The 16,179-nt window shown below is 67.2% G+C and carries 12 protein-coding genes; 3 read left to right on the forward strand and 9 right to left on the reverse strand.

The annotated features are described in order from the left end of the window. Positions 1-36: 36 nt before the first annotated feature. From PSPA7_RS16935 to PSPA7_RS16945, 3 genes are all read right to left on the reverse strand, one after another. Positions 37-2,181, reverse strand: a complete 2,145-nt coding sequence (locus PSPA7_RS16935) for a 3-hydroxyacyl-CoA dehydrogenase NAD-binding domain-containing protein (RefSeq protein WP_012076214.1) — start codon at positions 2,179-2,181, stop codon at positions 37-39. Between the two features lie 14 nt (positions 2,182-2,195). After that, positions 2,196-3,401 (reverse strand): acetyl-CoA C-acetyltransferase, encoded by a 1,206-nt coding sequence (locus PSPA7_RS16940; RefSeq protein ID WP_012076215.1) that lies wholly within the window; start codon positions 3,399-3,401, stop codon positions 2,196-2,198. 571 nt (positions 3,402-3,972) lie between these two features. Beyond that, complete coding sequence (locus tag PSPA7_RS16945; protein ID WP_012076217.1) at positions 3,973-4,860, reverse strand: AEC family transporter; 888 nt, start codon at positions 4,858-4,860, stop codon at positions 3,973-3,975. Between the two features lie 112 nt (positions 4,861-4,972). Here PSPA7_RS16945 and PSPA7_RS16950 point away from each other — a divergent pair, with 112 nt between their 5' ends. Continuing rightward, positions 4,973-5,791 (forward strand): cytochrome c, encoded by an 819-nt coding sequence (locus PSPA7_RS16950; RefSeq protein ID WP_012076218.1) that lies wholly within the window; start codon positions 4,973-4,975, stop codon positions 5,789-5,791. 7 nt (positions 5,792-5,798) lie between these two features. Here the strand turns inward: PSPA7_RS16950 and PSPA7_RS16955 are convergent, their stop codons facing one another. The 6 genes from PSPA7_RS16955 to PSPA7_RS16980 form a co-directional block, all read right to left on the reverse strand. Then, positions 5,799-6,530, reverse strand: a complete 732-nt coding sequence (locus PSPA7_RS16955; RefSeq protein WP_003152877.1) for a proteasome-type protease — start codon at positions 6,528-6,530, stop codon at positions 5,799-5,801. Between the two features lie 79 nt (positions 6,531-6,609). Next, positions 6,610-7,410 carry a transglutaminase family protein gene (locus PSPA7_RS16960; protein ID WP_012076219.1) on the reverse strand — a complete coding sequence of 267 codons (801 nt, stop codon included), beginning with the start codon at positions 7,408-7,410 and terminating at the stop codon, positions 6,610-6,612. Next, positions 7,407-8,363, reverse strand: a complete 957-nt coding sequence (locus PSPA7_RS16965) for an alpha-E domain-containing protein (protein WP_003152872.1) — start codon at positions 8,361-8,363, stop codon at positions 7,407-7,409. The genes PSPA7_RS16960 and PSPA7_RS16965 overlap by 4 nt, the downstream gene beginning before the upstream one ends. Positions 8,364-8,365: 2 nt before the next feature. Further along, a complete protein-coding gene (locus PSPA7_RS16970) occupies positions 8,366-9,778 on the reverse strand; it encodes a circularly permuted type 2 ATP-grasp protein (RefSeq protein ID WP_012076220.1) in 1,413 nt (470 codons plus the stop codon). A 345-nt stretch (positions 9,779-10,123) separates the two neighbouring features. Next, a complete protein-coding gene (locus PSPA7_RS16975) occupies positions 10,124-10,822 on the reverse strand; it encodes a type 1 glutamine amidotransferase (protein ID WP_003152871.1) in 699 nt (232 codons plus the stop codon). A 120-nt stretch (positions 10,823-10,942) separates the two neighbouring features. After that, positions 10,943-11,284 carry a ribonuclease E inhibitor RraB gene (locus PSPA7_RS16980; protein ID WP_003157539.1) on the reverse strand — a complete coding sequence of 114 codons (342 nt, stop codon included), beginning with the start codon at positions 11,282-11,284 and terminating at the stop codon, positions 10,943-10,945. A 363-nt stretch (positions 11,285-11,647) separates the two neighbouring features. Here PSPA7_RS16980 and mucR point away from each other — a divergent pair, with 363 nt between their 5' ends. Continuing rightward, positions 11,648-13,705: a bifunctional diguanylate cyclase/cyclic di-GMP phosphodiesterase MucR gene (gene mucR, locus PSPA7_RS16985; protein ID WP_012076221.1), complete on the forward strand. Its 2,058-nt coding sequence runs from the start codon at positions 11,648-11,650 to the stop codon at positions 13,703-13,705. A 158-nt stretch (positions 13,706-13,863) separates the two neighbouring features. Then, complete coding sequence (bglX, locus tag PSPA7_RS16990; protein WP_012076222.1) at positions 13,864-16,158, forward strand: beta-glucosidase BglX; 2,295 nt, start codon at positions 13,864-13,866, stop codon at positions 16,156-16,158. Positions 16,159-16,179 lie beyond the last annotated feature (21 nt).

Raw genomic sequence — 16,179 nt, forward strand, 5'->3', positions numbered from 1 at the left:
CGGCCCGAAGGCCGGCTCTCCATGCGCCGGCAGGACTCAGAACAGTTCGCCCTTCGCCGCCTTCTCCAGCAACAGCGCCGGTGGCTCGAAGCGCTCGCCGTACTGTTCGGCCAGGTACTGGGCACGGGCGATGAAGTCCTTCAGGCCGTACTGGTTGATGAACTGCAGGGCGCCCCCGCTCCAGGCGGCGAAGCCGATGCCGAAGATCGAGCCGATGTTGGCGTCCGCGGTGGACTGCAGCACGCCCTCCTCCACGCAGCGCACTGTCTCGATGGCCTGGATGAACAGCAGGCGGTCGCGTACGTCCCCGGCGGAGATCTGCGCATCGGGTTTCTCGAAACGGCTCTTGAGTTCCGCCCAGAGATGTTTCCTGCCGTTCGCCGGGTAGTCGTAGAAGCCGGCACCGGCGGCCTTGCCCGGGCGCTTGTACTCGTTGACCATCAGGTCGATCACGGCGAACGCCGGATGCGCCGGCAGTGCCTTGCCCTCGGCCTGCAGGTCGCGGGCGGTCTGGTTGCGGATGTGGGTCATCAGGCTCAGGGAGACTTCGTCGGAAATCGCCAGCGGCCCCACCGGCATCCCGGCCTGGCGCGCCTGGTTGTCGATCATCGCGGCGCTGATGCCTTCGCCGAGCATGGCGATGCCTTCGTTGGTGAAGGTGCCGAAGACCCGCGAGGTGAAGAAGCCGCGGCTGTCGTTGACCACGATCGGCGTTTTCTTGATCTGCAGCACGTAGTCGAAGCCGCGTGCCAGGGTCTTGTCACTGGTCTTCTCGCCGCGGATGATCTCCACCAGCGGCATCTTGTCCACCGGGCTGAAGAAATGCAGGCCGATGAACTTCTCCGGCCGCGCCACCGCCTGCGCCAACCCGGTGATCGGCAGGGTCGAGGTGTTGGACGCCACCAGCGCATCGGCCAGGGCATGTTTCTCCGCCTCGGCGGTGACCTTGGCCTTGAGTTCGCGGTCCTCGAAGACCGCCTCGATGATCAGGTCGCAACCCTCGAAATCGGCTTCGCTGGCGCTAGGCGTGATCCGCGCGAGGAATGCGTCGCGCTTCTCGGCGGACAGGTGGCCGCGCGAAACCTTCTTGTCCAGCAACCTGGCCGAATGGGCCTTGCCCTTCTCCGCCGCTTCCAGCGAGACGTCCTTGAGCACCACCTCGATGCCGGCCGCCGCCGAGACGTAGGCGATGCCCGCGCCCATCATCCCGGCGCCGAGCACCCCGACCTTCTTCGTCGCCCGCACCGGATATCCCTGCGGCCGCGACTTGCCGGCATTGATCTCGTTGAGCTGGAACCAGAAGGTGCCGATCATGTTCTTCGCCACCTGGCCGGTGGTCAACTCGGTGAAATAGCGCGCCTCGATCAGTTGCGCGGTATCGAAGTCGACCTGGGCGCCCTCCACGGCCGCGCACATGATCTTCTCCGGCGCCGGGAAGCACCCCTTGGTCTTGTCGCGCAACACCGACGGTGCGATGGCCAGCATCTGCGCCACGCCGGGGCTGGACGGCGTGCCGCCGGGAATCTTGTAGCCGGCGCCGTCCCACGGCTGCTTGACCGCGGGGTTGGCGAGGATCCAGGCGCGCGCCTTCTCCAGCATCTCCTCGGGACTGCCGGCCAGCTCATGGAGCAGCCCGGCCTTGAGCGCTTCGGCCGGGCGCACCTTCTTGCCTTCGGCCAGGTACGGCAGGGCTTTTTCCAGGCCCAGCAGGCGTACCATGCGCACCACCCCGCCGCCGCCCGGCAACAGGCCCAGGGTCACCTCCGGCAGGCCCAACTGCACGCCGGGATTGTCCAGGGCGATGCGATGGTGGCAGGCCAGGCAGATCTCCCAGCCCCCCCCCAGCGCCGCCCCGTTGATCGCCGCGACCACGGGCTTGCCGAGGGTTTCCAGGCGCCGTAGCTGGCCCTTGATCGCGAGGATGCCGGCATAGAAGGCCGGGGCGTCGGCCCTGGTCACCTTGATCAGCTCGTTGAGGTCGCCGCCGGCGAAGAAGGTCTTCTTCGCCGAGGTCAGCACCACCCCGGCGATGCCATCCTTTTCCGCCTCCAGCCGCGCAACGGTCTTCTCCATCGCCTCGCGGTAGGCGCCGTTCATGGTGTTGGCACTCTGCCCGGGCATGTCCATGGTCAGGATGACGATGTTGTCCTGGCCTTTCTCGTAACGGATCGCGTCAGTCATTGCGGTTCTCCCCTTCACACGCGCTCGATGATGGTGGCGATGCCCATGCCGCCGCCCACGCAAAGCGTGGCCAGGCCGTAGCGCAGGTTGCGCCGCTCCAGCTCGTCGAGCAGCGTGCCGAGGATGATGCAGCCGGTGGCGCCGAGCGGGTGGCCCATGGCGATGGCACCGCCGTTGACGTTGACCTTGCTTTCCGCCACGCCCATGTCCTTCATGAATTTCATCACCACCGAGGCGAACGCCTCGTTGACCTCGAACAGGTCGATGTCTTCCACCTTCAGGCCGGCCTTGGCCAGGGCCTTGCGGGTCGCCGGCGCCGGGCCGGTGAGCATGATGGTCGGATCGGTGGAGGTCACCGCCGTGGCGACGATCCGCGCCCGAGCCTTCAGGCCCAGCTCGCGGCCCTTTGCCTCGGAGCCGATGAGCATGGCGCTGGCGCCGTCGACGATCCCCGAGCTGTTGCCCGGCGTATGCACATGCTCGATGCGCTCGACCTGGCTGTACTTGCGCAGCGCGGTGGCGTCGAAGCCCATCTGGCCCATCATCTCGAAGCTCGGCTTGAGCGCGGCGAGGCCCTCGAGGGTGGAGTCGCCACGGATGAACTCATCGTGGTCGAGCAGGACGATGCCATTCTGGTCGCTGACCGGTACCAGCGACTTGCTGAACAGCCCGTCGGCGCGGGCCTGGGCGGCCCTCTGCTGGGAACGCAGGGCGAACGCGTCGACATCGGCGCGGCTGAAGCCCTCCAGGGTGGCGATCAGGTCCGCGCCGATCCCCTGCGGGACGAAGCTGGCGTGCAGGTTGGTTTCCGGGTCCAGCGCCCAGGCGCCGCCGTCGGAACCCATCGGCACGCGCGACATGGACTCGACGCCACCGACCAGGACCAGGTCCTCGAAGCCGGAGCGCACCTTCATCGCTCCGAGGTTGACCGCTTCCAGGCCGGAAGCGCAGAAGCGGTTGATCTGCACGCCGGCGACCTGTTCGTCCCAGTCCGCCACCAGCGCCGCGGTCTTGGCGATGTCGGCGCCCTGGTCACCCACCGGGGTCACGCAACCGAGCACGATATCGTCGACCTGTGCGGTGTCCAGATCGTTGCGCCGCTGCACCGCACGCAGCAACCCGGCCATCAGGTTCACCGGCTTGACGCTGTGCAGCGCGCCATCCTTCTTGCCCTTGCCGCGGGGAGTACGCACGGCGTCGTAAATGAATGCGTCGGTCATGGCGGTCTCTCTTATCCTGTTCTCGTCCGGCCGAGCGGGCCTCCGCCTACCTTAAACAGGCACGCCAGCGGGACAATGACCGAACCGCTCAGGCTGATTGACCACCCAGCTCAGCCTGTGGCGCGCCGGACCACATGGGCCATGCCAGCTTTCGATCGGAAGCGGCGGCGAGCGGACGAACGGTCGGGGCGCACGCCAGAGCGGTCACCGCGCTGTCATATAGAAGGATTATGTCTGGACTCGAGCGTCTTGTATCCAAGTGGTCTAAGCCCGCGCGGGCCGGGGCTTAGACTGATCATGCAAGCGTTCGAAAGGGAGGTCGACGCCGGGGATGCCGGGCCGACCGAAGAGCACGCCACACCGTGGCAAGCCACTCCGTCGAGCCATGGCGCGGAGCCGGCTGCCACCCTGACAACAAGAAAGGCAGACAGGCCATGTTGAACGAGCAGCTGAAAAGATGGCGGCAAGCGAGCCTCATCGTCTTCGCCACCACAGTCATCCTGATCCTTCCCAACCTTAACAGTCTGATCCGCTAGGGCCCTTGCCTGCATGCTGCGCGCCGCGCCCGCGGTCAGCGCAGCGCGGGCAGCCACCAGCTCAGCAGCAGGGGAATGAAGGCGAACGACAGGAGCGTAGAACACAGCACCAGGCTGGCGACCTGATCCGGCGAGCGATTTCCGCGCAAGGCGTAGAGATAGTTGAACACCGCCACCGGCATCGACGACTGCACCACCAGCACCCCCTGCGCCAGCGGCGGCAGATCCAGCAGCAGCGCCACCGACCAGCCCACCAGCGCTCCGAGCAACAGGCGCAACCCACCGTAGAAGAAGCCATGGCCCAGTTGTCGCGGGCGGATGCTCGCCAGCGACACGCCGAGAGTGATCAGCATCAACGGGATGGTCAGTCCGGCCATCAGGTCGACGGTATTGGCCAGCCAGCGCGGCAGTTGCAGGTCCAGCCCCATCAGCAGCAGCGCCAGCAGCACGCTGAGGAGGATCGGGTTGCCCAGCAGCGAGCGCCAGGAACGCTCGCCGCTCATCCAGAACACGCCGAGGCTGAAGTTGCCGATCGACATGATCAGGTAGAACGCCACCGCCAGGGTCATTCCCGCCTCGCCGAACGCATAGAGGCATACCGGCAGGCCCATGTTGCCGACATTCGGGAAGCTGTAGGCCGGCACCAGCACCTGCCACTCCTGGCGCCCGAGTCGCGCCGCCAGCCATCCGAGCGCCCCCATGCAGAGGCAGATCAGCGCGCTGGCCAGGGCCATCCGGCCGAAGCTGTGCAGATCCACCCGGGTGTGGGCGAGGGTCGCCAGGATCAGGCAGGGCGAACCGATGTTGAACACGATGCGCGAGACGAACTCGGTCGGATAGGCGTGCCCGAGACGAACCCAGGCATACCCGACACCGGCGCCGAACAGTACCGGCGCCATCACGGCGAACAACTCGGCGAGCACAGGAACCCCTTGGTCAGCCAGCCATGCAACGGCCCGCATGCTACCGCGAGGCCCCCGTTCCGTGCCAATCTCTCGCTCCATGCCGAAACCGGCGGATGCACGAGGAACCCCTATGCCTGTCTCTCTCCCGCGCCTGGCACTGCTGGGCGCCCTGCTCTTCCCTGTGGCCGCCTGGGCCGCCGAGCTCCGCCTGGAACTGCCGGGCGGCACGCAGACCTGGAGCAGCGAGGAATTGCTCAGGCATCCGCAGGCCCGCGAGCTGGATATCCCGGCGGACGTCGCCTACCGCCGGAGCATGCGCTACCGCGCCGTACCACTGGCGGCCCTGTTGAAGGGCGTGCGTCCCGCAGACCACCTGCAGGCGGTGGCCAGCGACGGCTTCGCCGCCGAGATGGCGGCCGCCCCGCTGCTCGCCAGCCACGGCTCGCAAGCCTGGCTGGCGATAGAAGACCCACAGCACCCCTGGCCACCGCTGGGCGCCGGCAAGCCTTCCGCCGGGCCGTTCTACCTGGTCTGGAGCAACCCCGAGGAACGACGCATCGGCCCGGAGCAATGGCCCTTCCAGGTCGTCCGCATCCGTTACCAGCCCCCCTTGGCCGAACGCTTCCCGGCCCTGCTGCCGGCCGCCGATGCCAGCACGGAGGTGCGCGCCGGCTTCGCCGTGTTCCAGAAGAACTGCCTGGCCTGCCACCGCCTCAATGGCGCCGGCGACGCCCAGTTCGGTCCGGACCTGAACCTGCCGTACAACCCCACCGAGTACTTCCAGCCGCGCTTCCTCGCCCGCTACATCCGCGATCCGCAGGCGCTGCGGCAGTGGCCGCAGGCGAAGATGCCGGCGTTCCCGGAACGGGTGATCGACGACGAGGAACTGCGCCAACTGATCGGCTACCTGCGCCACATGGCCGGGCGCAAGGCCGGCGCGGCCGGCTGAAGAGTCGTCAGATGTTGTACACCGGGGGCGGCGACGGCAGGCGTTCCAGCAAGTCGTGCAGGCCGGCGCCCCACTGCCGGCGGATGGCGCTGAAATAGGCGTCGTCCTCGGTGACCCGGTAGCCCTCCGGCAGGATCAGGCTGTCGCGATGATAGACCAGCAGGTCCAGCGGCATGCCCACCGAGAGGTTGCTGCGGATGGTCGAGTCGAACGACACCAGTGCGCAACGCAGGGCCTGCTCCGGCGGCGTATCGAAAGTCAGGTTGCGGTCCAGGATCGGCTTGCCGTACTTGCTTTCACCCAGTTGCAGGAAAGGCGTGTCCGGCGTGGCCTGGATGAAGTTGCCCTGGGGATAGATGCTGTACAGCGCCGGCGGCTCGCCGGCGATCTGCCCGCCAACCAGGAAGGAACAACTCAGGTCGGTATTCCCTGCCAGGTTGCCGCCGTCGCGCTTCATGACCTCGCGGGCGGTCTCGGCGACCAGCGCCGTGGCGTCGTAGACGGAAGGAACGCTGAGCAGGCTGGCGCCGTCCCGGCGGATGCGCTGCTGCAACAGGTTGATCACCGATTGCGAGGTCGCCAGGTTGCCGGCCGTCTGCACCACCAGCAGGCGCTCGCCGGGCGTGCCGAAGGTGAACAGCTTGCGGAAGGTGGCGATATGGTCGATACCGGCGTTGGTCCGTGAATCGGAGACGAACACCAGCCCCTCGGCCAGGTGCATCGCGACACAGTAGGTCATCTCGAATCTTCCTTCTTCCGTCCGTCCCCGCCTCAAGCGTAAAGGCAATCGCCGATAACGCCAGGCGCGCAATGGCTCGTCACTGTTGCTGGACCTGCAGCAACGGCGCGCTGACCAGCACCCGCGCATGCATCTGCTCGCAACCGCCGCCACGGCGCAGGCCGCGCACCGGGCAGGCGTCGAGGTAGTCCAGGCCAACCGCCAGCTTGAGATGGCGCTCCGGACGGCCGAGCCGGTTGGTCACGTCGAAGCTGTACCAGCCGTCGCCGAGCCAGGCCTCGGCCCAGGCGTGACTGGCCAGGTGCGTCTCGTCCTCGGTGTAGAGATAGCCGGACACATAGCGCCCCGGCACGCCCTGGCTGCGAACGCAGGCGAGGAAGGCGTGGGCGTGGTCCTGGCAGACCCCGGCGCGAGCGCCGAAGGCCTCGATGGCGGTGCTGTCGACCCGGGTCGCGCCCGGCTGGTAGGCGATGCGCTCGTGCAGGGCATGCATCAGGTCGAGCAGGCCGCCGCGGTCCTTGCGCCCGCCCAGCGCCCGTTCGGCGAAGGCGCGCATCTCGGCATCGGCGCCGGTCAGGCGGGTGCTGCGCAGGAACGGCAACGGTGACTGGCGGTCGTGTTCCACTTCGCTCTCCTCGTCGATCTCGACCAGGCCATGGGCGGCGATCAGCACCGACTCGTGCGGCTCGTCGAGGGTCAGCACGTGCAGGATGTTGCCATAGGGATCGCGTTGCGGCCGGGCCGGGCGCGGCAGGTCCAGGCGCCAGTCGACCACGTGCTGGCGCTCGCTGTCCTGGGGTGTCAGGCGCAGGTACTGGATGCTCGCCCGTACCCGGTCTTCGTAGCGGTAGGTGGTGTCGTGGCTGATCGAGAGTCTCATGCGGCCTCCAGATAGGAGCGGTGGATGGCATTGGCCAGCTGGCGAACCAGCAGGATGTAGTCGGTGATCCAGGTATGCAGGCCCTGTTCCAGCACCTCGTCGATCCCGGTGTAGCGCACCCGCGCCTGCAGCTCGGCGGCCAGGCGCTGCGCCGGGCGGCCGTTGACGCCCGGCAGGCCGGAGAGAATCTCGCTGAGTTCCTCGATGCAGGACAGCAGCGAGCGCGGCACGTCCTCGCGCAACAGCAGCAGCTCGGCGATATTGCGGGCGTTGGGCGAGGCGCGGTACAGCTCGGTGTAGCCCTCGAAGGCGGACAGCGCCCGCAGCAGCGCGCTCCACTGGTAGTAGCCGCGCGCAGTGCCCTCCTCGGCGCCGACGCTGTCGCCTGGCTCGTCCTGGGTCTGGTAGCGCGCATCGAGCAGGCGCAAGGTATTGTCGGCGCGTTCGATGAAGGTTCCGAGACGGACGAAGCGGAACGCGTCGTTGCGCATGCTGGTGGCGAAGGTCGCCCCGCGGAACAGGTGCGAACGGTCCTTCACCCATTCGCAGAAACGGCTGATGCCGTAGCGCAGGATGCCCTCCGTGGCGATCCCGCGCATCTCCAGCCAGGTGGCGTTGATGTTTTCCCACATGTCCAGGGTGATCCGCCCGCGCACCGCGTGGGCGCAGGCACGCGCCGCGGCCAGGCAGCTGTAGATGCTGGCCGGGTTGTCCGGGTCGAGGGCGAAGAAGTTCAGCAGGCGCTCGGCGGCCAGTTCGCCGTGGCGTTCCAGGTAGGCGTCGAGGGTACCGGTGATCAGCAGCGGCATGGCCAATTCGTCCAGGCCACCGCCGCTGCGATCCTGCGGCAGCAGCGACAGCGAGTAGCTGACGTCGAGCATGCGCGCGAGATTCTCGGCGCGCTCCAGGTAACGCGACATCCAGTACAGGTCCGAAGCAGTGCGGCTGAGCATGCCTATTCCTCCACCACCCAGGTGTCCTTGGTGCCACCGCCCTGGGACGAGTTGACCACCAGCGAGCCCTCGCGCAACGCCACCCGGGTCAAGCCGCCGGGCACCAGGCGGGCCCGGTCCGGCGCCGACAGGACGAACGGGCGCAGGTCGATGTGGCGCGGCGCGACGCCGCTTTCGACGAAGGTCGGGCAGGTCGACAGCGACAGCGTCGGCTGGGCGATATAGGCCTCCGGGCGGGCCTTGAGGCGCTCGCGGAACAGTTCGATCTCTTCCCGGCTCGCCGTCGGCCCGACCAGCATGCCGTAGCCGCCGGAGCCCTGGGTTTCCTTCACCACCAGCTCCGGCAGGTGAGCCAGCACATGGGCCAGTTCCTTCGGCTTGCGGCACTGCCAGGTCGGCACGTTGTGCAACAGCGGCTCCTCGCCGAGGTAGAAGCGGATCATCTCCGGCACATAGGGATAGATCGACTTGTCGTCCGCCACACCGGTGCCGATCGCGTTGGCCAGCACCAGGTTGCCGGCCCGGTAGGCGGCCAGCAGGCCGGGTACGCCGAGCAGCGAATCGGGATGGAACGCCAGCGGGTCGAGGTAGGCATCGTCGATCCGCCGGTAGATCACGTCCACCGCCTGCGGTCCTGCGGTGGTGCGCATGTAGACCCGCTCGTCGCGGACGAACAGGTCGGCGCCCTCGACCAGTTCCACGCCCATCTCGCGGGCGAGAAAGGCATGTTCGAAATAGGCGCTGTTGAAGCGCCCCGGAGTCAGCACCACCACGCTCGGCCCCTCGACCTCGCTGGCGCGCTTGAGAGTATCGAGCAGCAGGTCCGGGTAGTGGTCGATGGGCGCCACGCGCTGGCGAACGAACAGTTCGGGGAACAGGCGCATCATCATCTTGCGGTTTTCCAGCATGTAGGAAACGCCGCTGGGCGTGCGCAGGTTGTCTTCCAGCACGTAGTAGTTGCCGCTGCCGTCGCGGACCAGGTCGACCCCGGCGATGTGCGCGTAGACGTTGCCCGGCAGATCCAGCCCCTGCATCGCCAGCTGGTACTGGTCGTTGGCCAGCACCTGTTCCGCGGGGATCACCCCGGCCTTGAGGATCCGCTGTTCGTGGTAGAGATCGGCGAGGAACAGGTTCAGCGCCTGGACCCGCTGGATGCAGCCAGCCTCGATGTGCGCCCACTCGACCGCCGGGATGCTGCGCGGGATGGTGTCGAAGGGGATCAGCCGCTCGGTACCCTGCTCGTCGCCGTAGAGAGTGAAGGTGATCCCGGCCCGGTGGAACAGCAGGTCGGCCTCGCGCCGGCGCTGTAGCAGCTGTTCTTCGGGGGTGTCGGCCAGCCAGCGGGCGAACTCCCGGTAATGCGAACGGCATTCGCCGCCCGCATCGTGCATCTCGTCGTAAAACATGCGTGCCATGCCGGACTCCTTGTCGTCACGAACAACGGGGAACTCGCAAAGCCCGTGCCAGCGCCGAGCCAGGACCCAGTGGCCACTGGCAGGGTTGTTGCGGCGGCTTCGCCCCAGTCTGGTGCATCCTGCCGACACGGAAAGAAAGGGCGCCCCGTTTGACGGCATACGCGCCCGCAACCACGGACCGGCATCGACCTGCCGGTCACGAAGCATCCTATCGGGCCGATGGGTCTGGAACAGACCCGGAAGGTAGAGGTTCTTCTCCCACCTTCTATCCAGACAGCCGCCTCGCTCGAACGAGCGATCGGGCGGACCAACGGTAGCAGGGAGGGCCGCCCGAGGCGGGCGGCCTCAGCGGAGCAGGGACAGCCAGTGGCGATAGAAGCCCTCCGCCACCCGGTTCAGCGCGGCAACCTTGAGCGGCAGGTCGGCCAGCATCGCCTCGCGGGACTGCTGGCTGGGCTGCGAGGAGTCGAGCAGCTGCGGCCAGCCATCGATCCAGCGCCGCACCAGTTCTTCGGTCATTTCCGGATGTCCCTGCAGGCCGAGCACATGCCCACCCCAGGAAAACGCCTGGTTCTCGCACCAGGCACTCGACAGCAGGCGCTCCGCGCCCTGCGGCAGGTCGAAGGCATCGCCGTGCCACTGGAAGATCGCGAAGCGCTCCGGCAAGTGCGCCAGCCACGGGCTGTCGCGGCTCTCGCGCTGCATCGGCTGCCAGCCCATCTCGGTATAGGGCTGTTGCCGTACCGTCGCGCCAAGGACGCGCGCCAGCAACTGCCCACCGAGACAATGGCCGAGCAAGGGTATGCGTCGCTCGATGAAGCGACGCAGCAACGCCAGTTCGTCGCCCAGCCAGGGCAGGTCGTCGTTGACGCTCATCGGTCCGCCCATGATCGCCACCGCGCGCGGGCGTTCGGCGTCGAGGCCGGCGAGTTGGCCGAGGTCGGCGCGGACCACCCGGAAATCCAGGCCGCGCTGCGCCAGCACGGTGGCCAAGTGACCCGGCGGACAGAACTCGGCATGAGTCAGAATCAGAATATCGCTCATGGCTTACCTCCGTCCCCAGTCTGAAGGAAAGCCTGCGCGGAAGAAAAGCCCGGCGCCCACCGCCGGAGCCCCGGGCGTCGCGCCCCCCGGCCGTTGGCGGCGGCCGGGGGCATACCGCCATCACGGTCGCAGCGAGGTGACCTCCTGGGTTACGCCCCAACCATCGAGCACACCCCCCAGCGGCACCACGACTTCCTCCAGGTCATGCTCGAAGGCGCCGATGGCGGCGTGGGTGGCGTACATCACCTTGCTGACCTGCAGGTTCCAGGTACCATCGTCGCGGGCTACCACCTGGGCCCTCAAGGATTCGCCGCGAAACTGGCCCGCGGCCTGGCGGGCTTCCCGCTCGCTGGGAAAGATGGCGAAGAAGTCGATGGGATGGATCCGCGCAAAATCGAAGCCGCCTTCTTTCATGCGGCGCAGGACATTCACGCTGACATCATCCGAGAAGGGCTTTTCCATGAGACGCACCTCCTGCCGAGACATTCATGTAGTTCACCGGATTCCCCAATAACTTGCAGTCATCGTCGGCGATCGTAGGATTTTCTTGACTGCTTGAATTGATGATCGGCGACCACGGCTTCTTTCAGGGTAGCGTCAACCTGCCAGCGCTGCCGAGCTTTCCAGCGACTCTGCGGGCGAGGAGCGACCGGCGGCAGACGAAGCGCTGTACCAACCCCCGGCGGGTTGAGCTAGATTTCAGCTGCGCCGAAGTACCGATAGCGACCGTTGGTCTTCCCCGTTGGCAATCGCGGACGGGACTCATGCAATAATGTCAGGTTGACATCAATCACTCTTTTCCCGTAATCCCGCTCGGACGCTTTCATGCTTATCAGCAGCTACAACCAGGTTCTTGTCGCCTTTTCCCTGCTTGTGGCCATCCTCGCGTCCTACACCGCTCTCGACATGGCGGGACGGGTCACCCTGGCGAAAGGCCGCGAGGCGGCCCTGTGGTTGAGCGGCGGCGCCTTCGCCATGGGCTTCGGCATCTGGTCGATGCATTTCCTCGGCATGCTCGCCTTCAGCCTGCCGATCCCGCTCGGCTACGACCTCGGCCTGACCCTGCTGTCGCTGCTGCTGGCCGTCGGCAGCTCGGCTTTCGCCCTGTGGCTGGTGTGCCAGGCCGAGCTGCCCTGGCAGCGGCTGGCGTTGGGCGCCTTGCTGATGGGTAGCGGCATTGCCGCCATGCACTACACCGGCATGGCCGCCCTGCTGATGATGCCGGGCATCGTCTACGACCCGCTGTGGTTCGGCCTGTCCATCCTGATCGCGGTAGTCGCTTCCGGCGCCGCGCTGTGGATCGCCTTCCGCCTGCGCCACGGCAGCCGCCGTATCGTCCTGGTGCGCACCGGCGCCGCCCTGGTGATGGGCTGCGCCATCGTCGGCATGCACTACACCGGCATGGCCGCCGCGCAATTTCCCCTGGGCAGCTTCTGCGGCGCAGCCGGGCGCGGGATCGACAATGGCTGGCTGGCGGTGCTGGTGATCGTCATCACCCTGGCGGTGATCGCCATCGCGCTGATCGTCTCGGTCCTGGACTCGCGCCTGGAAGCGCGCACCTCGGTGCTCGCCAACTCCCTCGCGCGGGCCAACCGCGAACTGATCCAACTGGCGCTGCACGACAACCTGACCAAGCTGCCCAACCGCATGCTGCTCGACGACCGGCTGGAACAGGCGATCCAGCAGGCGATTCGCGATGACCGCCGGTTCGCCGTGCTGTTCATGGACCTCGATGGCTTCAAGGCGGTCAACGATGCCTACGGCCACCACCTCGGCGACCTGCTGCTGATCGAGGTCGCCGAGCGCATCCGCGGCAATGTACGCGCCCAGGACACCATTGCCCGCCTTGGCGGCGACGAGTTCGTCCTGCTGATCGAGGCGCGCGAGCCGGCCGACGCCGCGACGCTCGCCGAGAAACTGGTGAAGCAGATCAGCCAGCCGTACCAGATTTCCCGCCATGAGGTGCGCGTATCGGCGAGCATCGGCATCGCCCTCTTCCCCGGCGACGGCCAGACCCGCCACGAACTGATGATCAACGCCGACGCCGCGATGTACCACGCCAAGGACCAGGGGCGGAATGGCTACTGCTTCTTCGAGAGTTCGATGAACGCCAACGCCCAGGAGCAGTTGCAACTGCTCCACGACCTGCGTCAGGCCCTGGAGCGCCAGCAACTGGTGCTGCACTACCAGCCCAAGGTGCTGGCGCCGAGCGGCCCGATGATCGGCGTGGAAGCCCTGCTGCGCTGGCAGCACCCGCTGCATGGCCTGATCACCCCGGACCAGTTCCTGCCACTGGCGGAAAAGACCGGGCTGATCGTGCAGATCGGTGAGTGGGTCCTCGGCGAGGCCTGCCGGCAGATGCGTCTGTGGCTGGACGCCGGCCACTCGGACTGGAGCATCGCGGTCAACCTCTCGGCCCTGCAGTTCGCCCATGCCGGACTGCTCGACGCGGTGCGCGACGCCCTGCAGCAGCATGCCCTGGAACCCGCACACCTGATCCTCGAGGTCACCGAATCGACCGCCATGCGGGACGCCGATGCCAGCCTGGTGATCCTCGAGCGGCTGTCGGCGATGGGCGTCGGCATCTCCATCGACGATTTCGGCACCGGCTACTCCAGCCTGCTCTACCTCAAGCGCCTGCCGGCAAACGAACTGAAGATCGATCGCGGCTTCATCAACGAGCTGGCCCATGACAGCGACGACGCGGCGATCGTCTCGGCGATCGTCGCCCTGGGCCGCACGCTGAACCTGAAGATCGTCGCCGAAGGCGTGGAAACCGAGGCGCAGAAGGAGTTCCTCACCCGTCTCGGCTGCAATTCGCTGCAGGGGTTCCTCCTCGGCAGGCCGATGCCGGCCGAGCAACTGCTCGCCAGCGTCGCCTGAGCGCCGACAGCGGCCCGTCGCCAGAGCCGTCGAACCATCGCCGCTGCGTTGACTTCCGCCCTCGCTGCGAACACCTTATGTCGCGCCCGCCGGGCGGCATGGGCCAATGCGCGCCACGCCGCCACGACGAGCGTCTACCCAATAACGAGAAAACATGCATGAACAGGCTGTGTGTACTGGGGCTTTTCATCGGGCTGAGCGGGAGCCCGGCACTGGCGGCAGGCCAGGCTGGATCCGCCGATCCGGCAGCGGATGCCAAGGAGCGTTTCATTTCCACCCTCATGGCTCGCATGAGCAACGAGGAAAAGATCGGCCAGCTGCGCCTGGTCAGCGTCGGCGCCGACCATCCCAAGGAAGCGCTGATGGCGGACATCCGCGCCGGCAAGGTCGGCGCGATCTTCAACACGGTGACCCGGCCGGACATCCGCGCGATGCAGGACCAGGTCCGCCACAGCCGCCTGAAGATCCCGCTGTTCTACGCCTACGACGTGGCCCACGGGCATCGCACCATCTTCCCCATCAGCCTCGGCCTCGCCGCCAGCTGGGACCCCGAGGTGGTCGCCCGCAGCGCACGGATTTCCGCGCTGGAGGCCAGCGCCGACGGCCTCGACATGAGTTTCTCGCCGATGGTCGACATCACCCGCGACGCACGCTGGGGACGGGTCTCGGAAGGCTTCGGCGAAGACACCTACCTGACCTCGCTGCTGTCGGGCACGATGGTCCGCGCCTACCAGGGCAAGGACCTCGCCGCGCCGGACAGCATCATGGCGGCGGTCAAGCACTTCGCACTGTATGGCGCAGCCGAGGGCGGCCGCGACTACAACACCGTGGACATGAGCCTGCCGCGCATGTTCCAGGACTACCTGCCGCCCTACAAGGCCGCGGTGGACGCCGGCGCCGGCGCGGTGATGGTCTCGCTGAACACCATCAACGGCGTGCCCGCCACCGCCAACCGCTGGCTGCTGACCGACCTGCTGCGCCAGCAATGGGGCTTCAAGGGACTGACCGTCAGCGACCACGGCGCGGTGAAGGAACTGATCAAGCACGGCCTCGCCGGCAACGAGCGGGACGCCACGCGCCTGGCGATCCAGGCCGGTGTCGACATGAACATGAACGATGATCTCTACTCCACCTGGCTGCCGAAGCTGCTGGCGGCCGGCGAGATCGACCAGGCCGACATCGATCGCGCCTGCCGCGACGTGCTGGTGGCGAAGTACGACCTCGGCCTGTTCGCCGATCCCTACCGGCGCCTGGGCAAGCCGGACGACCCGCCGTTCGACACCAACGCCGAGAGCCGCCTGCACCGCCAGGCCGCCCGCGAGGTGGCTCGCGAAGGGCTGGTCCTGTTGAAGAACCGCGACGGCCTGCTGCCGTTGAAGAAACAGGGGCGGATCGCGGTGATCGGCCCCCTGGCCAAGAGCCAGCGCGACGTCATCGGCAGCTGGTCGGCCGCCGGCGTGCCACGCCAGGCGGTGAGCGTGTACCAAGGCCTGGCCAACGCCGTCGGCGAGCGCGCCACCCTCCTCTATGCCAAGGGCGCCAATGTCAGCGGCGACCCGGCGATCCTCGACTACCTGAACAGCTACAACCCGGAAGTCGAGGTCGATCCGCGCTCCGCCGAGGCGATGCTCGAGGAGGCCTTGCGCACCGCGCGCGACGCCGACCTGGTGGTCGCTGTGGTCGGCGAATCGCAGGGCATGGCCCACGAGGCCTCCAGTCGCACCGACCTGCGCATCCCGGCCAGCCAGCGGCGGCTGCTGAAGGCACTGAAGGCCACCGGCAAGCCACTGGTGCTGGTGCTGATGAACGGACGCCCGCTGTCGCTGGGCTGGGAGCAGGAAAACGCCGATGCGATCCTGGAAACCTGGTTCAGCGGCACCGAGGGCGGCAACGCCATCGCCGACGTGCTGTTCGGCGAGCACAACCCCAGCGGCAAGCTGACCATGTCCTTCCCGCGTTCGGTGGGCCAGGTGCCGGTCTACTACAACCACCTGAACACCGGCCGGCCGATGGACCACGACAACCCCGGCAAGTACACCTCGCGCTACTTCGACGAGGCCAACGGACCGCTCTACCCGTTCGGCTACGGCCTCAGCTACACCGAATTCAGCCTCTCGCCACTGCGCCTGTCCAGCGAGCGCCTGGCCCGCGGCGATACGCTGGAAGCACGGGTGACCCTGAAGAACGATGGCAAGCGCGCCGGCGCCACGGTGGTCCAACTGTACCTGCAGGACCCGGTCGCCAGCCTCAGCCGGCCGGTGAAGGAACTGCGCGGTTTCCGCAAGGTGCTGCTGCAGCCAGGCGAGTCCCGCGAGATTGTCTTCACCCTCGGCGAGGCGGACCTGAAGTTCTACGACAGCCAGCTCAGGCACGCTGCCGAGCCAGGCGAGTTCAAGGTCTTCGTCGGCCTGGACTCGGCAAAGGTCGAGGAAGGGCGCTTCACCCTGCTCTGAGCGATCGCGCGATGAAAAAAG

This window comes from Pseudomonas paraeruginosa PA7, from assembly GCF_000017205.1.
Lineage (GTDB): Bacteria > Pseudomonadota > Gammaproteobacteria > Pseudomonadales > Pseudomonadaceae > Pseudomonas > Pseudomonas paraeruginosa.